This window comes from Actinomadura rugatobispora (genome assembly GCF_042656285.1).
Lineage (GTDB): Bacteria > Actinomycetota > Actinomycetes > Streptosporangiales > Streptosporangiaceae > Spirillospora > Spirillospora rugatobispora.
In genome coordinates, this window is record NZ_JBHSON010000009.1 from 91782 (window position 1) to 110666 (window position 18885).

General features: G+C 71.1%; 16 protein-coding genes and 2 pseudogenes. 9 read left to right on the forward strand and 9 right to left on the reverse strand.

All coding sequences use genetic code 11. The annotated features are described in order from the left end of the window. Positions 1-30: 30 nt before the first annotated feature. Both ACFPZN_RS08605 and ACFPZN_RS08610 read right to left on the reverse strand, forming a co-directional pair. Positions 31-1071 carry a BtrH N-terminal domain-containing protein gene (locus tag ACFPZN_RS08605; protein ID WP_378281285.1) on the reverse strand — a complete coding sequence of 347 codons (1041 nt, stop codon included), beginning with the start codon at positions 1069-1071 and terminating at the stop codon, positions 31-33. Positions 1072-1474: 403 nt separating this feature from the next. Next, a complete protein-coding gene (locus ACFPZN_RS08610; RefSeq protein WP_378281286.1) occupies positions 1475-2080 on the reverse strand; it encodes a TetR/AcrR family transcriptional regulator in 606 nt (201 codons plus the stop codon). 246 nt (positions 2081-2326) lie between these two features. Here ACFPZN_RS08610 and ACFPZN_RS08615 point away from each other — a divergent pair, with 246 nt between their 5' ends. Together ACFPZN_RS08615 and ACFPZN_RS08620 are read left to right on the forward strand one after the other, a co-directional pair. Continuing rightward, positions 2327-3580: a cytochrome P450 gene (locus ACFPZN_RS08615; RefSeq protein ID WP_378281287.1), complete on the forward strand. Its 1254-nt coding sequence runs from the start codon at positions 2327-2329 to the stop codon at positions 3578-3580. Between the two features lie 210 nt (positions 3581-3790). Then, a pseudogene (locus ACFPZN_RS08620) lies at positions 3791-4105 on the forward strand (pyridoxamine 5'-phosphate oxidase family protein); the annotation flags it as partial. 96 nt (positions 4106-4201) lie between these two features. On the opposite strand, the gene ACFPZN_RS08625 reads toward ACFPZN_RS08620, so the two are convergent. Both ACFPZN_RS08625 and ACFPZN_RS08630 read right to left on the reverse strand, forming a co-directional pair. After that, complete coding sequence (locus ACFPZN_RS08625) at positions 4202-5032, reverse strand: NAD(P)-dependent oxidoreductase (protein ID WP_378281288.1); 831 nt, start codon at positions 5030-5032, stop codon at positions 4202-4204. Next, positions 5029-5634 (reverse strand): TetR/AcrR family transcriptional regulator, encoded by a 606-nt coding sequence (locus ACFPZN_RS08630; RefSeq protein ID WP_378281289.1) that lies wholly within the window; start codon positions 5632-5634, stop codon positions 5029-5031. Before ACFPZN_RS08630 ends, ACFPZN_RS08625 begins: the two co-directional genes overlap by 4 nt. A gap of 141 nt (positions 5635-5775) precedes the next feature. Here ACFPZN_RS08630 and ACFPZN_RS08635 point away from each other — a divergent pair, with 141 nt between their 5' ends. From ACFPZN_RS08635 to ACFPZN_RS08645, 3 genes and pseudogenes are all read left to right on the forward strand, one after another. Continuing rightward, positions 5776-5973, forward strand: coding sequence for a hypothetical protein (locus ACFPZN_RS08635; protein WP_378281290.1), 198 nt, complete (start codon positions 5776-5778; stop codon positions 5971-5973). Then, positions 5970-6206, forward strand: a pseudogene (locus ACFPZN_RS08640) (hypothetical protein); the annotation flags it as partial. The gene ACFPZN_RS08635 and the pseudogene ACFPZN_RS08640, both read left to right, overlap by 4 nt. A 64-nt stretch (positions 6207-6270) precedes the next feature. After that, entirely contained in the window at positions 6271-7359 is a 1089-nt protein-coding gene (locus ACFPZN_RS08645; protein ID WP_378281291.1) for an NAD(P)H-dependent amine dehydrogenase family protein, read from the forward strand. Positions 7360-7393: 34 nt separating this feature from the next. On the opposite strand, the gene ACFPZN_RS08650 is transcribed toward ACFPZN_RS08645, so the two are convergent. Further along, the gene (locus ACFPZN_RS08650) at positions 7394-8203 is read right to left on the reverse strand and encodes an NAD(P)-dependent oxidoreductase (RefSeq protein ID WP_378281348.1); all 810 of its coding nucleotides are present in this window, start codon (positions 8201-8203) and stop codon (positions 7394-7396) included. Next, positions 8203-9258, reverse strand: a complete 1056-nt coding sequence (locus tag ACFPZN_RS08655) for a zinc-binding dehydrogenase (protein ID WP_378281292.1) — start codon at positions 9256-9258, stop codon at positions 8203-8205. Before ACFPZN_RS08655 ends, ACFPZN_RS08650 begins: the two co-directional genes overlap by 1 nt. A gap of 154 nt (positions 9259-9412) precedes the next feature. Between ACFPZN_RS08655 and ACFPZN_RS08660 the strand changes: the two genes are divergently transcribed. Then, a complete protein-coding gene (locus ACFPZN_RS08660) occupies positions 9413-10183 on the forward strand; it encodes an SDR family NAD(P)-dependent oxidoreductase (protein ID WP_378281293.1) in 771 nt (256 codons plus the stop codon). Positions 10184-10274: 91 nt separating this feature from the next. On the opposite strand, the gene ACFPZN_RS08665 is transcribed toward ACFPZN_RS08660, so the two are convergent. Next, positions 10275-11294 (reverse strand): NAD(P)H-dependent amine dehydrogenase family protein, encoded by a 1020-nt coding sequence (locus tag ACFPZN_RS08665; RefSeq protein ID WP_378281294.1) that lies wholly within the window; start codon positions 11292-11294, stop codon positions 10275-10277. A gap of 562 nt (positions 11295-11856) precedes the next feature. On the opposite strand from ACFPZN_RS08665, the gene ACFPZN_RS08670 reads away from it, so the two are divergent. From ACFPZN_RS08670 to ACFPZN_RS08680, 3 genes are all read left to right on the forward strand, one after another. Then, positions 11857-13107, forward strand: coding sequence for an ABC transporter substrate-binding protein (locus tag ACFPZN_RS08670; protein ID WP_378281295.1), 1251 nt, complete (start codon positions 11857-11859; stop codon positions 13105-13107). Positions 13108-13189: 82 nt separating this feature from the next. Beyond that, a complete protein-coding gene (locus ACFPZN_RS08675; protein WP_378281296.1) occupies positions 13190-15949 on the forward strand; it encodes an ABC transporter permease subunit in 2760 nt (919 codons plus the stop codon). Continuing rightward, positions 15946-16719, forward strand: a complete 774-nt coding sequence (locus tag ACFPZN_RS08680; RefSeq protein WP_378281297.1) for an ABC transporter ATP-binding protein — start codon at positions 15946-15948, stop codon at positions 16717-16719. The genes ACFPZN_RS08675 and ACFPZN_RS08680 overlap by 4 nt, the downstream gene beginning before the upstream one ends. A 103-nt stretch (positions 16720-16822) precedes the next feature. Here ACFPZN_RS08680 and ACFPZN_RS08685 read toward each other — a convergent pair whose 3' ends face one another. Both ACFPZN_RS08685 and ACFPZN_RS08690 read right to left on the reverse strand, forming a co-directional pair. Continuing rightward, positions 16823-18118 carry an acyl-CoA dehydrogenase family protein gene (locus ACFPZN_RS08685; RefSeq protein WP_378281298.1) on the reverse strand — a complete coding sequence of 432 codons (1296 nt, stop codon included), beginning with the start codon at positions 18116-18118 and terminating at the stop codon, positions 16823-16825. 49 nt (positions 18119-18167) lie between these two features. After that, on the reverse strand, positions 18168-18866 hold the full coding sequence (locus tag ACFPZN_RS08690; protein WP_378281299.1) for an enoyl-CoA hydratase/isomerase family protein: 699 nt from the start codon (positions 18864-18866) through the stop codon (positions 18168-18170). Positions 18867-18885 lie beyond the last annotated feature (19 nt).

Sequence of the window (18885 nt, forward strand, 5' to 3'; positions counted from 1 at the left end):
GATGCCTTCGAGGGATGTCGTAAGTCTGACTCACGAGTGGGACGGCTCGGGCGCGGCGGCGGCCAGCTTCCGGGTGGCGCGCTCCTCCAGTGCCGGGAGGGCGGCCGCCTGATCGGCGATCGCCGCGTGGTCCGGCTGGGCGGCGCCCGCGGCGGCGGCCAGCGCGCTCCACGCCTCGGCGCAGGCGGCCCAGGCCCGACCGGCCTCGTGGAATGCCTCGTCCCCGGTGATGGCGGCGACGTCGTGGCAGAACCCGGCCTGCAGGCGCCGGAAGAGGCCACCGCCGGTGCCGGCCTTCTCGATACAGATCCGCACCATCGTGTACATGGTGGCGAGCGTCTCGGGGGCGTGCCGTTCGGGCCAGCCGGCCACCTCGGCGGCGAAGTCCCGTACGCCCGCCAGGCCGGCGGAGTAGCCCGCGATTTCCAGCGGCGGCTCGCCTGACTCGGAGTTCCCGCCGCTCATGTTGGCCACCCCCTGCGCCGCCGCCTCCCGGGCCAGCGGAAGCAGGTCGGGTAGCCGCTCGGGGAACCGCATGGGGAAGGTGGCATGGCGGTTGGGGTGCGGGAATCCGCGCGAATCGCGGGCGTGGGCGAGCGTCTCCAAAGGCACCTGCTGGATCTCCTCCCGGTCGTTGTCGGCGACCCAGGCGACCCCGGCCGCGGCGTCGTACCCGACCACGACGATGTCGTGCCGGGTGTTGGTCAGCCGTACGCGCAGGTAGGGGAGCCGGAGGATGTCGGCCCAGATCATCACGGGCCGGCCCGCGTCGAGTTCGGCGGTGACCCAGCCCCATCCCTGGACGGGGTCGTCGGTCTCAAGATGCTCGACCTCCACGCCCAGGCGGCGGCAGAGATCGAACTCCAGGTCGAGAGTGCGGCCGCCCAGATAGATCGGCGGGTTCAGGCCCGGGATCTGGAGGAACTTGAAGTCCAGCCCGCCGCTGAGGCCGAAGACCAGCGGCTCGCTCGGCGGCCCGGCCCAGCCGAGTCCGGCCCAGTCGAGCAGATCGCGCAGGGCGCCCGAGCCGCAGTGCCCGGCGAGCCGGTGCGGGTAGTCCTCGATCCTCACGCGGCGCCTCCCGAGAGGTGGTGTTCCCGCCTAACCGAATCACGTTCAGTCTTTCTTGGCCACTGGCCCCCGGCCATGGATTCTCTCCAGGTGCCCGGCGCGCGTGTGGCCTCTGCTCGAACGGGGGAGCAGGCGGGGGTGAGCTGCCGCACGCCGCCCCCAGCCGGGTCACCCAGCCGTTCTGGGAGGGATGGCCCGCGAGCAGCGCACGTCGTGAACGTCGAGATCACTGCCCCGCAGACCTCGCGGCCGATCGACGTGCGCTTCGACGTCGAGGTGTACGGCACGTACTTGGGCGTCGTCGCCGACGAGAACCAGCGGTCGCCCATAAGGGGACCGGTCCGCGGACACGCTGCTCGGCCTGCCCGCCGGCAACGTCCTCAACTGGCGGCGCGGCAGGGCCCTACCGCAGGTCCGACGCGATGGAGTCGATGAAGCGGTCGGCGATCCGGTGGACGTCGCTCATCTCGCCGGAGCCGAAGAGCGCCCGGAGCGTCAGCGTGTGGATGATGGCCCAGAGCATCATCGCGGTGTCCTCGGCCCTGCCCGGGCCGAGGACGTCGAAGAGGCCGGTCAGCCTCGCCAGCGAACCTTCGCCGATGTCCGCCATGAGCTTCTTGGCGTTGGGGTCGGAGGCGTTCTGCAGGATGATGAGCGCCCTGAAGAACTGGGGGCGCCGTTCGAGGGCGCCGATGACCGTGTGGATGTAACCGCGGACGCGCTCTTCGGCCGGGCCTTGAGAAGGAGACTCCGGATCGTCGCGGCCGGCGGTCGACCACTCGTGGAGGACGCAGGCGTACAGGTGCTCCTTCGACGAGAAGTACCGGTACAGCGTGGCCCTGGCCACGTCGGCCGCCTCCGCGACATCGCGGATCTGGATGTCGTCGTAGTCCTGCTCCGCCAGCACCCGGCCCGCCGCCTCGACGATCCGCTGCCAGCGCGCGCGTTGCCAAGCGGGCAGGCGCTCGACGGCGAGGCCGCCGGCCCGGCTCGCTGGGGGCGTTGACATGGAGCGTCCTCGACTGGGGCGGCGACCTGGACTGGCGTGATTCTAACCGCCGGTCACGGATAAGCCGGGCCACGAGCATCAGGGGCCGTGGCGTCCACGCCCCGGAGAGGCCCTTGACAAAACTGAACTCCGAGTTCAAATTGGCGCCAGTCTGGGCCCCGGCGGCCGTATGAGGCCCCGAGCATTCCGGTCTCGTCGACCGTCCTGCCGCGCGCCGAACATCAGACCCGCAAGGAGCCGACAGGCATGGAACTCTTCGCGACCCGGCATCCGCTCACCACCGACGTCGACATCTCCTCACAGCGCTTCTGGTCCCTGCCGTTCCCCGAACGGGACAGGGCGTTCGCCCGGTTGCGGGCCGAGGCGCCGGTGAGCTGGCATCCGCCCATCGACGTTCCCTACCAGCACGACCAGCAGGGTTTCTGGGCGGTGACGCGTGCGGCGGACATCACGGCGGTGAGCAGGAACAGCGAGTTGTTCCAGTCCAGGTACGGGACGACGCTCGATCCGGTCTCGGTGGAAGAGGCCACCGGTGCCACCTTCATCCTGACGATGGATCCGCCCGAGCATTCCCGGTACCGCTCTCTGATCAGCGCCGCGTTCACTCCCAGGGCGGTCAGGCAGATCACCGAGCGGATCGAGCGGAACGCGGCGGCGATCGTCGACTCGCTGATCGGTGCCGGCGACATCGACTTCGTGCACGCCTGTTCCAACCGGCTTCCGATGACCACCGTCTCCGACATCGTCGGGGTGCCGGAGTCCCGGCGCGAAGAGGTGACCCAGGCCGCGGAGACCCTCGTCGGCGGCGGCGACGCGGCCGGGCTGCCGCGCGAGGAGTACCACCAGGCCGCCTTCGCCGCGTTGCTGCACCTCTACCAGGTCGGCGCCGATCTGGCCGCCCATCGGCGCCGTCATCCGGCCGACGACCTGATGACCAACCTGGTGCGGGCCGAGATCGACGGACACCGGCTGACCGACGAGAACATCGGCGCGTTCATGGTGCTGATGAGCGTCGCCGGCAACGACACGACGAAACAGGCGACGACGCGGACGATGCTCTCGCTGCAAGAACACCCCGAACAGCGCGAGTGGCTGCTGGCCGACCTCGACGGCCGGATCATGCAGGCGGTGGACGAGTTCGTGCGCCACGCGACACCGGTCATGCAGTTCACCCGTACCGCCGCCAGGGACACGGAACTGGGCGGAGCGCAGATCGCGGCGGGCGACAAGGTCGCGCTGTTCTACTGCTCCGGGAACAGGGACGAGACGGTGTTCGACCGTCCGGACGAGTTCGACCTGAGCAGGCCCAGGAGCCCGCACGTCGGGTTCGGCGGCGGCGGAGCGCACTTCTGCCTCGGCCACAACGTCGCCAAGACCCAGTTGCGGGCCATCATCAGCGAGATCCTGACCCGGATACCGAAGATCGAGTTCGGCGAGCCGGTCCCGCTGCGCAGCACGTTCATCCACGGGATCGAGGCCCTCCCCGCCCACATCGCCTGACCGGGCCGACTCCGCAGGAACCACGATGTCTACGTGGGCAAATACATAATATATATAAAATGCGACCCAAGCATGAGAGGGGACCCTCGACATGTCCGATGAAAGGGCGATCGCCGGAGGCGGCGTCAAGCAGCGCGCTCAGATCAGGATGACCGAGGCGGAGATCGACGAGTTCCTCCCCGGGCGGCACTCCAGTACGGCTTTCTCGACGGCTGTGTCGCCTTCGAGACGAAGGCCAAGTCCCAGAAGGTCGTCAACCTGCCCCGCGACCCGCGGATGACCGTGCTGGTCGAGGACGGCGAGAGCTACGAGGAACTGCGCGGTGTCGAGCTCGTGGGCAGGGCCGAGATCATTGATGATCCCGATCGGCTCTGGGACGTGGGGGTCAGCGTCTTCAGCCGCTACCACCAGCCCTACACCGAGGAGATGCGGCCCTTCGTCGAAGTGATGATCCGCAAGCGGGTCGCCGTCAAGCTGCACGTCGACAAGACCGTCTCCTGGGACCACCGCAAACTCGGTCACTGATCCCTCCTTTGCCGGGCATCGTGACCGTCGAACCGAGCCCGGGCGCCGAAGCCGATCCTCGGCGGCACGGGCCATGTCACCGATGGCCGGGGGCCGTCACTCGGTCGGCGACCGGGACGCGACGTAGTGGGCGCGGCGGCGTTCCATGTCGGCGATGGTCCCGGCGGCGACCCGTGTGAGCTGCAGGGTCGGGATGCCGAGTGTCTCGGTGAGGGCGACGTCCTTGTGCAGGGTCGGCCACGCCCGGATCGAGAACCGCTCCGCACCCAAAGCGAGATGGATGCCCACCGAGGGGTTGGCGGCCGAGCCGTTGGCGAGGACGTCGCCGAGCCCGGTGCGGTCGACGCCGAGCGCGTCGCCGAGGTCGAAGGCGTCGAACACCAGCCCCGTGATGGCCGTCATCAGGGTGTTGTTGACGAGCTTGGCCGCCTGCGCCGCGCCGAGGCCGCCGACGTGGACGATCTTCCCGGCGTAGGCGGCGAACATCGGCGCGCACCGTTGACGGGGCTCCGCGTCGCCGCCGGTGATGACGAGCAGCCTGCCTTCGGCCGCGGCGTTCCCGCCGCTGACGGGAGCGTCGACGACGAGCACGCCGCGACCGGCGACCCGCCCGGCGAGATCCCTGACGTAGTCGGGACCGACCGTGGCGTGGATCGCCAGGACGGTGCCGGGGCGGATGCGCGACATGAGCCCGTCCTCGCCGGACAGCACCGCGTCGGTGGCGTCGGCGCCGTAGAGGCACAGGCCGATGACGTCGCAGTGGGCGCCGAGGTCGGCGGGAGAGGAGGCGATACGGGTGTCGGCGCCGGCGTAGCGGTCGAGGACCTCCTTGCGCCGTGCCCACAGCCACGGCCGCAGCCCGGCGGAGATCATGCGCTCGGCCATGGGCGTCCCCTGGTGGCCGAGGCCGATGAAGCCGTAGGTCATGGCCGCGCCTCTGCGGTCTCGGCCGGCAGCAGCCGCAGGACCATCTCGACGAGGCGCTCGATCGGCCGGTTGCGCTGGATGACCGTCGGGATGAGGATCCTGGCGACGATGGCGCCGAGGAGCATGTCGAAGACGTCGTCGGGGTTGGCGTCCGGGTGCACGCTGCCCTCCGGCGCCGCCCGGAGGATGTCGGTGAACTGGGGCCGGGCGGAGACCGCCAGCCAGGTCTCCGGGGCGGGCGCGCGTCCGGCCGACTGGTAGGCCGCCAGCAGGCCCGGCAGGGCCGCCCGCGCCGCCGGCGCGCCCATCGTCTCCAGGTAGACGCCGATGAACCGGCGCAGGTCGGCGCGCAGGTCACCGGTCGGCCGCACCGTGGCCGAGGCGAATCCGGGGAAGACGGCCTGCTCGATGATCGCGACGCGCGACGGCCAGCGGCGGTAGATCGCCGACGCGTGGACGCCGGATCGCGCCGCGATCGCCTGCACGGTGGTCGCCTCGAACCCCTGCTCATCGAGCAGCCGCCGGGCGGCGTCGAGGACCCGGGTGTCGATACTGGTGTCCCGGGGGCGGCCCGGTGACCGGACGGCCTGGTCGTCTGCCATGGGGCGATGATACGGTCCCAGGCCGTAATACAGGAAGCCCTATCCTATAAATGGAGGGACGCGGGTGAGCGAGTCCGAAGACCTGCGAGCGGTGATCGCCGAGGACGGCGCGTTCGACGTCGTCGGCGCGATCGAGATCATGTGCTCACCGTCCCGCACGTCGTCGTGGACGGCGACGAGGCCGAGGCCGCCCGGTTCTGGGTGGCGCGGGTGTCGGCGAACACCTGGCGCTGGGTCCGCACGGCGGAGGGCCGGCGCATCGCGAAGCGTGTGAACGCCAACCTGGAAGGGACCGCCGAGCACCGCGAGATGCTGGCACCGCAGCAGGCGAGACCTTGAGGGAGCTCGCCTCCTCCTGGTGCTGGATCCGCGTATCACCGGCGCGGGGAGCGGCATCGGGAGGGCCGCGGCGCGGCGCTTCGCCGCCGGGGGCGCACGGGTGTGATCAACGACCGCGATCCGTCGCGGACCTGGACGAGGCCGCGCTGCAGGAGATGCTGCGGGTCCACTTGTTCGGAGTGCTCCACGGCACCCGGTCCGCGCTCCCTCACATGAAGCGGCAAGGCGGCGGGTCGATCATCGGATCCTGTCCGTCAACGGCGGCCAGTGGGGCCACCTCGAGTCGAAAGGAATCCGATGTCCGAGAAGCGATACCAGGTCGTGCAGTGGGCCACCGGGTCGATCGGCCGGATCGGCATCCGCCACTTCGTGGACAATCCCGCGTTCGACCTGGCCGGGGTCTACGTGACCAACCCGGAGAAGACGGGTAAGGACGCGGGCGAGCTCGCCGGCATCCCCGCCACGGGAGTGCTCGCCACCGGCGACATCGCCGCCGTCCTCGCCTTCGGCGCGGACTGCGTGCACTACGCCCCGCTCCACGCGGACGTCGACGTGCTCTGCCGCATCCTGAGGTCGGGCGCGAACGTCGTCACGCCCGTCGGGTTCGTCTACCCGACGAAGTCCTCGGAGGCCGACTTCGAGGCGCTGCGGGCGGCCTGCCGCGAAGGTGGATCCTCGTTCCACGGAACCGGCGTCCACCCCGGCTTCTCCGGTGACCTCCTTCCGCTGGTCTGCTCACGGGTCATGACGCGCCTCGAACAGATCCAGGTCCGCGAGGTCGCAGACTTCCGGCTCCACCCGTCGAAGGCGATGCAGCAGGCGCTCGGCTTCGGGCGCGACCCGGTGGACGCCGTCGAGAACCCCGGGCCGCTGGTCAAGACGATGCACCGCATCTTCGAGCAGTCGATGACGATGGTCGTCGAGGCCCTGGGCAAGGAGGTCGAGCGGTTCTCCATGGAGTACGACGTCGCCCGGGCCAAGCGCGACCTCCACGTCAGATCGGGTCTCATACCCGCCGGCACCGTGGGCGGCATGCGGTTCGTGTGGACGGCGTGGGTGGACGACCGGCCGCTCGTGGTCTTCCGCACCTTCTGGAAGATGGACGACGACCTCGACCCCGACTGGGGCTACGGCTCGATCAAGTACAACCTCGTCCTCGACGGCGACCCGTCCATCGAGATGAACTTCGAGTCGGCGCACAGGCACCCCGACGGCGACGAGGGGTACTGGGGCCGGGTGTGGACCGCGATGAACGGCATCAACGCGATACCCGCGGTCGTCGACGCCCCGCCGGGCGTCCTCACCCATCTCGACCTGCCGTTCGTCCGGCCGAGCGGTCTCGTCCGGCCGCGGTCCGCCGGCTTCGGCGAGCCCGTGGGCATCTGACGAAGAAGGGCACGGGCTCGGAGCCCGAGCGACCTCAGCGGGGGCGGGTCTTCTCCAGCAGCGGTGCCGTGAGCGCCGATATCGTGCCCAGCGGCGCGTCCAGTTCTTCGGCCACCTTCTGCGCCATCAGCACGTCCTTGTGCACGAAGCGTCCGGCCGACTGCACGAGCGTCTGGGCGGAACCCAGCTGGGCGACGAGGTCCAGCGCGTAGCTGGCCCCGCTGCAGGTGTGCAGTGCGGCCGCCAGCCGGGCCTGGTCGATGCCGAAGGAGTCGCTCAGACGCGCGGCCTCCAGGGCGAGCTCGATGTGCGCCCCGAACAGCAGATTGTTGAGAAGCTTGACCTTCTGGCCGGAGCCGAGCGCGCCGAAGTGCACCACCTGGGCGGCATAGGCGGCGAAGAGCGGCCGGCAGCGTTCGACATGCTCTGTGTCGCCGCCCGCGAAGAGCGTCAGCGACCCGTCGGCGACCTGCGCGGGCCCGCCGCTGCCAGGGGCGTCGACCACGCCGACCCCTCGCGGCCGGACGCGTGCGTCGATGGCCTCGACGGTGAGCGGGCTCCCCGTCGTGTGCACGACGAGAAGGGAACCCTCGGCCATCGCGTCGGCCAGGCCGCTTTCCAGGACGACCTCGCGCACCTGCTCGTCGCTGTAGACATAGACGAGCACCACGTCCGCGACACCGGCGAGCTCGGTGACCGCGCCGACGCAGCGCACCCCGCTCTCGGCCAGTTCGGCGCGGACGTCCGGCCGCCGGGCGAACGCGGTGACCTCGAACCCGGCCGCGACAAGACGGCCGACCAGCGGCCGTCCCATCTCGCCCGTGCCGATGATGCCGGCCCGCATCACGGGACCACGATGATGCGGGCGGGACCGTTGGCGTCACGTGCCTGTTCGATCGCCTGGGGCACTCCGTCGAGGTCCACCGTCCGGCCGAACATCGGCGTGACGTCGATCCGGCCCGCGCAGACCTCCTCGAACGCCTCGTTCCAGTGCGTCATCGACGGGCCTCCGCCGAACTGGACGTTCAGCCCCTTGCGCTTGGCGACCATCGTGTGCAGGCGGTCGCCCTGCGGCGGGCCGCCGGCGGAGAAGATCCGGGTGCCGCGCTCGCAGCCCCTGATGATGGAGTCGAGCACGCCGGGCACGCCCACGCACTCGAACACGACGCATCCGGGCAGGTCGAGCAGCCCCATCATGTCGCGGACCGGCTCGGGCGAGCCGTAGGCCAGGTCCCGCCACGCCTCGTACGGCGACAGCTCGGCCGGATCGATCACCACGTCGGCTCCCATGGCCTTCGCGGTCTCGCGGCGCGAGGCGACGAAGTCCACCGCGACGATCGGGCCGGCCCCGAGCCGCCTCAGCGACGCCACGGCCGACAGCCCGATGGCGCCGCAGCCGATGACCAGGGGCACCTCCCCGGCCGTCACCGCCGCCCGCGTGGCGTACGACCAGCCGACGGTGATCGCGTCGGCGATCGACACCAGCTCGCTGGGCAGATCGGTCGGCACCACCTGAGCCATGGCCTCCGTCAGCAGGAAGTACTCGCCGAACCCGCCGGGCGCTTCCGGGCTCTGGCCGATGATCCGCACGCCGTCCCGCACCGCGAGCGCCGGGATCGAGCTCACCCGCGTCCCGGTCGCCCAGCGGCGCCGCGTCTTGGGGCCGTAGTCGACGACCTCGGCGCAGAACTCGTGCCCCATGACGATGTCGGCGTCCGCGTCGTAGCGGGACAGGCCGCTGTCGTCGTCGGCGTCCCCTTCGGGATGGTCCATGAAGTGGATGTCCGACGCGCAGATACCGCACGCCAGTGAGCGCACCAGCACCTGCCCCGGACCCGGCACCGGATCGTCCGTCTCACGGGCCTGGACGATCCCGCCTCGCAGCACGGCAGCTCGCATGCCGCCTCCATCCTCGTCCGCAATTACAGGAGAGAGTATCCTATATCGTGGCGGTGGAGGAGTTAATATTATATATTTACCTGTCCGTTCCCTCTGCGTGCCGAGCCTCGGCGGGCGGCGCCTGGGAAGCTCAGAAGCCTGTTGGGAGGGCGTCATGGACGCTGGGAAGCTGCGCTCGTTGTTCGACCTGACCGGGCGGGTCGCGATCGTCACCGGAGGGACCCGCGGCATCGGGCGCGCCGTGGCCGAGGGATTCGTCGCCGCCGGGGCGAGCGTCGTCGTGGCCAGCCGCAAGCCCGATGCCTGCGCCGAGACCGAGGCCCATCTGAAGGCGATGGGCGGATCCGCCCTGGGCGTTCCCACGCACCTGGGAGACCTGGGCGACCTGGACATCCTCGTCACGCGGACGGTCGAGACGTTCGGCGGGCTCGACATTCTGGTCAACAACGCGGCCAACGCGCTGGCGCAGCCGCTCGGCGCCTTCACCCCGGAGGCGTTCGCCAAGTCCCAGGAGGTCAACGTCCGCGGTCCCGTCTTCCTCGTGCAGCGCGCGCTCGACCACCTCGCCGAGAGCCCGCACGCCTCGGTCGTCAACGTCGTCTCCGCCGGGGCCTTCCTGTTCTCGCCCTACGTGTCGATGTACGCCGCCGCCAAGGCCGCCATGATCGCCTACACCCGGTCCATGGCCGCGGAGTTCGCCCCGCGCGGCATCCGCGTCAACGCCCTGGCCCCCGGCTCCGTCGACACCGACATGATGCGCAACAACCCCTCCGAGGTGCAGGACCAGATGGCCGGCGCCAGCCTGCAGAAGCGCCTGGCGGACCCGGACGAGATGGTCGGCCCGGCGCTGTTCCTGGCCTCGGACGCCTCCAGCTTCGTCACCGGCCAGACCCTTCTCGCCGACGGCGGCCTGGTTCCGCGTTGAGCGCGGTCGCCGCCTGACCTCCACGATCACGGCGGCGCCCTGCTCGCCATCGGCGGTGACCACGACGACGAGCAGGCCGTCGCACGGCTTCTCACGGGGTGAGAAGGCCGGCGCCTCTCACGAAGGGCAGTTCCATGCGGTTGACGATGCCGGCGGGGGCCGCCACCACCTGCTCGATCGCGTTGACGGCCGGCATGGCGGTGGTCGCGGCGCCGTCGAAGTGGGGTCCGAGCGGTTGCAGCCGGACCTGGACTCCGGGCTCGCCTTCGATCGTCAGGACGTAGCCGTCCTGGACGGGCCAGTTCGGGGTCATGTCGTGCCCGAGCTTCCAGACGAACTGGCACTCGATGAGCGAACGCCCCGCGCGGATTCCGGCGACGGTGCCCTTGAAACCGGCGATCTGACCCTTGCGCACGCTCATGAAGCCGAAGTCGGTGTCCCGGTCGGCCGCCCCGAACTCGGCGGTGAAGCCGATCTCGTCGAGGTCGACGGACAGGGCGTGCGCCATCACCCGGATCTGGTCCTTGAACGAGCCGCAGTTGGCCTCGATCATGGCGGGCACCGCGGGGTCCCCGGGATCGCGGCCGATGCCCATGGCGCGGAACATCCGCTCGTTGCGGTAGCCGCTCATGTCGAGCGACTCCAGGACGGAGATCCGGTCGACGCGGGTGCACATGGCACTGGCGGCCAGGGCGACCATGGGCGCATGGCCGGGGTAGACGCCGCCGGCGTACAGCGAGGAGTTCCCGCGCCGGGCGGCGTCCTCGACGCGGTCACGGACGTTCTCGCCGTAGCCGTCTCCCGCCAGCATGTACATCGTCGTGACGATGTTCGCGCCGGACTCCAGGATGCGGACGACATGGTCGAAGTCCGGCCGGAAGGGCATGTAGGCCACGCAGTCGGGACGCAGCGCCAGCAGCGCGTCCACGTCGTCGGTCGCGGTGACGCCGATGGGGGAGAGCCCAGCGAGCGTCCCCACGTCCTGCCCGACCTTCTCCGGCGAATGGGCGTAACAGCCCACGATCTCCAACGCGGGGTGTCCCGCCATGCCGCGCACGGCGGCGGATCCGGTCCTGCCAGTGGTCCACTGCACCACGCGGAGCCGGCTCACCGGGTCCGCCCTTCACGAGCGCGAACGGGAGTCACCAGGGAGTCCGGGCCGACCGTCTGCATCGTCTTCACCTGATCTCATCCGACGGATCTAATATATTATTCAATACCAGAGTGGTTCTGGAAGGGAGCCTCCTCGGAGGAGTCGCGGGTCGACGCCGCCGATGCAGTGGCCTTGCAGGACGATATAGATCGTATATAATAAACTTGATGTGATAGACATCCACGCGTCGCCGCCCCACCCACCGGAGACTCCGGCCCTGCGCCTGTCGGGCGATCCGGAGGTGGGGCGGCACGAACTTGGCGCGTTCCAGGATGAAGCTCGCACGGTTCTGAGCCCGCGCCGTCGGTGCGAACTGACTTCGCTATGAAGTGTCCGCTGACCTGCCACTGAGTGCGTTATCGTCGCTCAGTGCTGTCTGCGGGCACATTTTTTCTGTCTGAAGCCCTCTCTTGCCGAGGTATTGCACGACCTGGTCGTGGTGTGGCAGCCTTCGCGATGAGGCGCAGCTCACACCCGATCGTCGGATTCGGACGGTCGCTTGGCGTGTCGGAGATTGACAATGCCTTCGTTCTTCGCCGGAAGAACATCTAAGATCACCATCGCCCTGGGCGCGCTCTCCCTGCTGACGGCGTGTGCCAGCGAGGGCGGATCCACGTCCGGGGGCGCGGCGTCCCAGGGCGTGACCGGCAAGACCATCAAGGTCGCCGGCCTCCTGACCAAGACCAGCCCCATCGGCTACTCCTCGGCCGAGGCGGAGCTCGGCGCGAAGGCCCGGTTCGACCGGGCCAACGCCGAGGGCGGCGTGCACGGCCGGAAGATCGAGTTCATCGGGGCCGGGGACGCCACGATGGATCCCGCGACGGGGATGACCGTAGTCCGCCGGCAGGTCGAGAAGGACCGGGTCTTCGCCATCGTCCCGGTCAGCGCGCCGGGGTTCAACGGGATGGAATACCTGGAGCAGCGGAAGGTGCCGTGGGTCGGCTGGGTGACGAGCCCGGCCCAGTGCGGGCTGTCCACCGCCTTCGGCTTCAACGGCTGCCTGACGCCCAAGCCCGGGACCAAGCTCGCGCCCTGGTGGCCGGACCAGGTCGGGGCGGCGATCGGCGGCAAGGACAAGACCGTCTGGATGCAGGGCACCGACACCGCCTCCAGCAAGGTCGGCACGGCGACCATCGGGACCGCCTTCCAGGACGCCGGGTTCAAGGTCGTCGGGACCTCCACCTCGGTCCCGGCCGGAGCGCCCCCGCAGGACTGGCTGCCCTTCATCAACAAGGTGAAGACCAGCGCCGACGGTGGATGGCCGGACGTCGTCGTCTCCATCATGTCGGGCGTCAAGCACAACGGCGGCTTCTACACGGCGCTGAAGAAGGCCGGGTACAAGGGCGCCATCAGCGACGCGACCAGCTACGACCCCAAGGTGCTGGCCGACCCGCAGAGCGTCGCGGCGCTCGAAGGCGTCTACGCCGCCCCGCAACTGGAACCGTTCGAGTCCGGCATCGCGGAGGTCGTGAAGATGAAGGCGGACCTCCAGAAGGCCGCCGGCGGTAAGGAGCTGGTGTTCAGCCAGCACATGGCCACCGGCTACTGGTCGGCGGACGTCTTCCTCGCGATGCTGGAGAAGACGGGCAAGGACCTGACCCGCGAGAGCTTCATCAAGGCGTCCCAGAACTTCTCCTACGAGAACCCCGGCTTCGGCAGGGTCTCCTACCCCAAGAACAAGACCGCCTCCAACGGCTGCGGTTCGCTGGTCCGCGTCCAAGGCGGCAAGTTCGTCGTCGCCCAGCACCTGAGGTGCTCCGAGGTCAACTGACCCACCCAACGTCTGCCACCCGCCGCGGCGCCGTCCCCGAGACGGACGGGCGCCGCGGCGGGCCGCACCCCGGGACTGATGTATGACGGAATTCCTTGGCTATGTCCTCAGCGGCCTGGTGACCGGGGCGGTCTTCGCGCTCATGGGCTCGGGCCTCACCCTCACCTACGCCACGACGGGCGTGTTCAACTTCGCCCACGGGGCCATCGGCTTCACCTCCGCGCTGCTCTTCTTCGAGCTCACCGCGGGTGCCGGCTGGCCGACCTGGATCGCCGGGCCGGTCGCGGTGGTGGCCGCCGGGCCGCTGCTGGGCGGCCTGCTGCACAAGGTGATGTTCCGGCGGCTGGCGGCGGCCGGCGAGACCGCGCAGATCGTCGCGACGATCGGCCTGACCATCGCGCTGCCCGCCCTGGGCCTGGGGCTCATCGACCTGCTCAACCAGGGGTTCGGCGCCGACCTGCCCGGAGCCGTCGAAGGCGGGGCGGCGCGCGGGCTGGGCCCGCGGCCGGTCGAGACCTGGGAGCCGGCCGGTGTCAGCCTGGACTCCGACCAGCTCATCACCTTCACGGTCGCGGCGCTGGTGGCGGCGCTGCTGTGGGCGCTGATGCGCCACACCCCGCTCGGGCTGCGCATGCGCGCCGCCGTCGACCGCCGGACGCTGGCCGAACTGCGGGGCGTCGACGTCGACCGCGCGTCGGCCCAGGCGTGGATGCTCGGCTCGACGCTGGCGGCGGTGGCGGGCGTGCTCATCGTGCCCGTCGTGGGCCTGGACTCCCCGGCGTTCCTCGTCCTGCTGTTCACCTCCGCGACCGCCGCGGTGTTCGGCCGCCTGGTCTCGATCCCGGTGACGTTCGCGGCCGGCCTCGCGCTCGGCGTCCTGCAGAACCTCGTCGCCGGGTACGGGGACTTCGCCGCCGACGTCACGGGCATCCGGACGGCGGTGCCGGTCATCCTGCTGTTCGTCGGCCTGATCATCCTCAACCGGTCCCGCGGCCGGGTGGCCGGCTCCATCGCCGAGGATCCTCCGCCGCCCGACTACCTCGCCGACCTGCCCAGGTGGCGGCGGGTCCTGCCGTGGGGGCTGTCGCTCGCGGTGCTGCTCGTGTGGATGTTCACGGTGGCCGACCCCTACTGGGTCGGCGTGGTCTCCCAGGGCCTGCTGTTCGCCCTGATCTTCTGCTCGTTCGTCGTCGTCACCGGCATCGGCGGGATGGTCAACCTGGCCCAGGCCGCCTTCGCCACGATGGCCGCGCTCACCGTCGGGCTCGCGCTCGACAGGGGGCTGCCCCTCGGGCCCGCGATCGTCCTGGGAATCCTGGCGGCGACCGCGGCCGGAGTCGTCGTGGCGCTGCCCGCGCTGCGGCTCGGCGGCAAGGTGCTGACACTGGCCACCCTCGCCCTGGCGCTGCTCGCCGACCAGGTGCTCTTCCAGATCGACGCCTTCGGCAACGGGACGCTCGGCTGGCAGCTGCCCGCGCTCTCCCTGGGCTTCACCGACACCGACGATCCGCGGACCCGGGTGGTCCTGCTGTTGCTGCTGATCGGGCTGGTCGGCCTGCTCATCCGCAACCTGGAGCACTCGGCGTCCGGACGGGCCATTCTCGCGGTGCGGTCGGCGCCCTCGGCGGCCCAGGTCATCGGCATCTCGGCGACCCGGGCGAAGATCACTCTGTTCGTCCTCGCCGCGGCGGTCGCCGGGCTCGGCGGGGTGCTGTTCGGCCTCTTCAACAGGATGATCACCATCACCGACCTGCCGGCCTCCGTCGGCTTCGTCTGGCTGGCGGTCGTCGTGGTGCAGGGCGTGCGGCGCGTGGCCGGCGCGGTCCTCGCCGGGCTGTTCATGGTGTTCGTGCCGGAGCTCCTGCACACCTTCACCGACTCCCAGCACCTGGGGCAGATCCTGTTCGGTCTGGGCGGCATCGCGCTGGCCATGCACCCGGACGGGGCGCTCTCCCAGGTCGCCGAGCAGCGCTACCTGCGGCGCCGCAGGCGGGAGAAGGCGGAGCGGGCCAAGGCCATGGCGGAGGAGAGCGCCGAATCGCCCCTTCGGGCCGACGAGTCCGCACCAGCCGGCAAGCCGGAGCGGGAGGTCCTCACCGTCCGGGAGCGGGCGCCGGCCGCGCGGGAGGAACGGCCCCCGGCCACGGAGGCCCTGCGCCTGGAGAGCGCGGTGGCCGGGTACGGCGACGCGACGGTGCTGCGCGGCGTCGACCTGGCCGTACCGTCCGGGCAGGTGGTGGCGCTGCTCGGCGCCAACGGCGCGGGGAAGTCCACGACGTGCCTGGCCGCCGCCGGTCTCGTGCCGCTGGCCGCGGGATGGGTGTACGTCGACGGCGCCGACGTCACCGGGCTTCCCGCGCACCGCCGGGCGAACTCGGGAGTGTTCCTCGCGCCCGAGGGACGCGGCGTGTTCCCCGGTCTGACCGTCGAGGAGAACCTCGCGCTCCGCCTGCCGGAGCCGGCCCGCGCGGACGTCTACGACCGGCTTCCCGCACTGGCCGGGCGCCGTACCGTCGACGCCGGCGCGCTCTCCGGCGGCGAGCAGCAGATCCTCGCGCTGGCGCCCGCGCTGGTGCGGCCGCCGCGCGTCCTCATCGCCGACGAGCCCTCGCTGGGGCTCGCGCCGCTGATCGTCGAGCAGATCTTCGAGATCTTCGACGAACTGCGGCGCGAAGGGGTCGCCCTGCTGGTGGTCGAGGAGAAGGCCGACGAGGTCCTCGCGCTGGCCGACACCGTCGCGTTCATGCGGCTCGGCCGTGTCGTGTGGAGCGGAGCCCGGTCCGAGGTCGACGACGGCCTGCTGACGAACGCCTATCTGGGATCCCTGGAGGCCACCCGATGACCGAGAGCGCGATGACGGAGACCGCCACGGCGATCGAGGTGAAGGGAGTGGGCGTCAGCTTCGGCGGCATCCGTGCCCTGAACGAGGTGACCTTCTCGGTGACGGCGGGCGGCACCGTCGGCGTCATCGGCCCGAACGGTGCCGGCAAGACGACCCTCTTCGACGTGGTGACGGGTCTGCGCCGTCCCACCCAGGGGTCGGTGGGCCTGCACGGCGCGGACGTGACGGCGACCGGCGCCCTGGGCCGCTCGCGCCTGGGGGTGCGCCGGACGTTCCAGCGGCCCCAGGTGTTCGGCCGCCTGACCGTGCTGGACAACGTGCTCGCCGCGTTGGAGTGGCGCGGCGGCGGGGGAGGGCTCGCCGGGGACCTCTTCGCGCTGCCCTCCCGCAGAAGCAGGGAACGCGATCGGCGCGAGCGGGCCCGCGAGGTCCTCGAGCAGTGCGGCCTGGCGGACCTGGCGGACGCCTACGCCGCTGACCTGCCGATCGGCAGGCGCCGCATGGTCGAACTGGCGCGGGCCATCGTGGACACCCCGTCCGTCCTACTGCTGGACGAGCCCACCTCCGGGCTGGACGCCGACCAGAGCACGCGTTTCGCCGAGGTGATCGCGGGCCTGGGCATCACGATCCTCCTGGTCGAGCACGACGTCGGCTTCGTCATGGACACCTGCGAACGCATCGTCGTCCTCAACCTGGGCGAGGTCATCGCCGACGGCACCCCGGCCGAGATCCACGAGAACCCGGCCGTCCGCGCCGCCTACCTCGGCTGAGCATCGCGAGGGAAGATCTCCATCCGGAGAACGAGCGACCGGCCGGCGGTGGTGCGCGGAAGCACTCCACCGCCGGCCGACCCGCCCAGGGGCCGGGTACGCCTCAGCCGCGGGGGACCTCGCGCCAGGGGCGGCCCTGCCACGGGTCGGGCTCCTTGGGCAGCCCGAGCACCCGCTCGGCGAGGATGTTCTTGTTGACCTCGCTGGTGCCGCCCTCGATGGTGTTGGCGCGGCTGCGCAGCATGCCCCGCACTTCGGCCGGCATGTGCTCGGTGTAGGCGGCCAGCGCGTCGGACGCGTCCGAGCCGCTCTCCCAGGCGGTGGCGCCCAGCCCGAGCATCCGCGCCGCCGCGGCCTGCATGCGCTGGTTGAGCTCCGAGCCGTGGACCTTGCCGACGGAGCTCTCCGGACCCGGCGGCAGCCCCGCCTTGAGCCCGGCCCGGACGCGCATGTTCGTCCAGCGGCGGATCTGCTCCTCGCACCACAGCCGGACGAGCTCGTGCCGGACGCCGCCGTCGTCCCAGCCGTGGGGGAGACCCCGCGCGGAGCGCTCGCGGGCGAGGCCGATGAGCCTGCGGCTGCCCGCCCCGCCGATCCGGTCGACGCCCCCGGAGCCGGAGCCGGAGACCATCTGCCGCTCCCCGCTGAGCGTGGCCCGCGCCACCCGCCAGCCGTCGTTCACCGCGCCGATCCGCTGGGAGTCGGGCACGACCGCGCCGTCGAGGAAGACCTCGTTGAAGTCGACCTCACCGCCGATGTGCGGCAGCGGGCGGACGTCCACGCCGGGCTGGCGCAGGTCGATGAGGAAGTAGGTGATCCCCTCGCGCTTGGGGACGTCCGGGTCGGTGCGGGCCAGCAGGACGCCGAAGTCGGCCATGTGGGCCCAGGTCGTCCACACCTTCTGCCCGGTGACGCGCCACCCGTCGCCGTCCCGCTCGGCCCGGGTGGCCAGGGAGGCCAGGTCGCTGCCCGCCCCCGGTTCGCTGAAGAGCTGGCACCAGACCTCTTCGTTGGAGACGATCTTCGGCAGGAACCGCAGCCGCTGCTCGTGCGTGCCGTGCGCGAACAGCGCCGCCGCCGTCAGGTTCAGCCCCAGCGGGTTCAGCCGCGGCAGGTGGTAGGGCGCCAGGATCCGCTCCGCCGTCTGCGCCAGCCGCCGCGACCAGTCCAGGCCCCCGTACTCCACCGGCCACTGCGGCACGACCAGCCCGCTGCGGGCGAGGGCCGGGTACCACGCCCGGTACTCCTGCGGCGTCCGCACGGTGCGCACCAGGCCGGGCCCGCCCCGCTCACCCGCCTCCCGCCAGGCCGCGGGCACTTCGCGGGCCACCCAGGCGGTGACGGCGTCGCGCACCTGCTCTTCGTCGCGGCACTCGGCCAGGGACGCAAGCTCGCTCATCTGCTGTTTCCTTTCGCCTCGCTCGGCGTGCGGCCGAGGTGGGGACGGGTCATCGCCGCGTTCCCCGCGCTTCGCCCAGCCCGGTCTCCAGGGCGCGCCAGAGGGCGCGCTTGGTGGCCGCGACGGCCTCGGGATCGTTCTGGGCGATCCGCTCGGCCAGGCGCTGGGCGGCGGGACGCAGGTCACCGGGCTCGACGACCTCGCTCACCCAGCCCAGACGCAGCGCTTCGGAGGCGGTGACGCGCTCGTGGGCGCCCATCAGGGCCATGCGCGCGACGGGGGAGAAGGCGGCGCGACGGGCCAGGCCGATGGTCTCGAACGCGCTGACCTGGCCCACCGAGACATGGGGGTCGAGGAAGGAGGCCGTGGCCGAGGCGATGACGACATCCGAGTCGACCACGAAGTGGAGGCCGCCTCCGGCGCAGACGCCGTTGACGGCGGTGACCACGGGCTTGGCGACGCCCAGATGCCAGGCCGTCAGCTGGAGGTCGGCCCGCTTCGTCCGGCGGGACATCTCGCGCAGCGCGTCCGGATCCCGGTTGAGCTGGACGACGTCCAGACCCGTCTGGAAGGCCTTGCCGGCCCCGGTGACAACGATCACGCGGACCGCGGGATCGGCGTCCAGTTCACGCCAGGCCCGGGGGAGCGCGGCCATCATGGCGGCGTCCATGGCGTTGCCCGTCCGGGGCCGGTTGAAGATCAGCCAGCCGACGGGCCCGTGCCGCTCGACCAGCAGGGTCTCGCTCATTCTCGACCGCCTCCGGGTA

Bases quoted from the DNA above. Each gene is read 5' to 3' on its own strand.
- ACFPZN_RS08610 (WP_378281286.1), bottom strand. From the start codon at position 2,080: ATGTCAACGCCCCCAGCGAGCCGGGCCGGCGGCCTCGCCGTCGAGCGC.
- ACFPZN_RS08645 (WP_378281291.1), top strand. From the start codon at position 6,271: ATGTCCGAGAAGCGATACCAGGTCGTGCAGTGGGCCACCGGGTCGATC.
- ACFPZN_RS08670 (WP_378281295.1), top strand. From the start codon at position 11,857: ATGCCTTCGTTCTTCGCCGGAAGAACATCTAAGATCACCATCGCCCTG.
- ACFPZN_RS08680 (WP_378281297.1), top strand. From the start codon at position 15,946: ATGACCGAGAGCGCGATGACGGAGACCGCCACGGCGATCGAGGTGAAG.
- ACFPZN_RS08630 (WP_378281289.1), bottom strand. From the start codon at position 5,634: ATGGCAGACGACCAGGCCGTCCGGTCACCGGGCCGCCCCCGGGACACC.
- ACFPZN_RS08675 (WP_378281296.1), top strand. From the start codon at position 13,190: ATGACGGAATTCCTTGGCTATGTCCTCAGCGGCCTGGTGACCGGGGCG.
- ACFPZN_RS08650 (WP_378281348.1), bottom strand. From the start codon at position 8,203: ATGCGGGCCGGCATCATCGGCACGGGCGAGATGGGACGGCCGCTGGTC.
- ACFPZN_RS08660 (WP_378281293.1), top strand. From the start codon at position 9,413: ATGGACGCTGGGAAGCTGCGCTCGTTGTTCGACCTGACCGGGCGGGTC.
- ACFPZN_RS08685 (WP_378281298.1), bottom strand. From the start codon at position 18,118: ATGAGCGAGCTTGCGTCCCTGGCCGAGTGCCGCGACGAAGAGCAGGTG.
- ACFPZN_RS08615 (WP_378281287.1), top strand. From the start codon at position 2,327: ATGGAACTCTTCGCGACCCGGCATCCGCTCACCACCGACGTCGACATC.
- ACFPZN_RS08625 (WP_378281288.1), bottom strand. From the start codon at position 5,032: ATGACCTACGGCTTCATCGGCCTCGGCCACCAGGGGACGCCCATGGCC.
- ACFPZN_RS08655 (WP_378281292.1), bottom strand. From the start codon at position 9,258: ATGCGAGCTGCCGTGCTGCGAGGCGGGATCGTCCAGGCCCGTGAGACG.
- ACFPZN_RS08690 (WP_378281299.1), bottom strand. From the start codon at position 18,866: ATGAGCGAGACCCTGCTGGTCGAGCGGCACGGGCCCGTCGGCTGGCTG.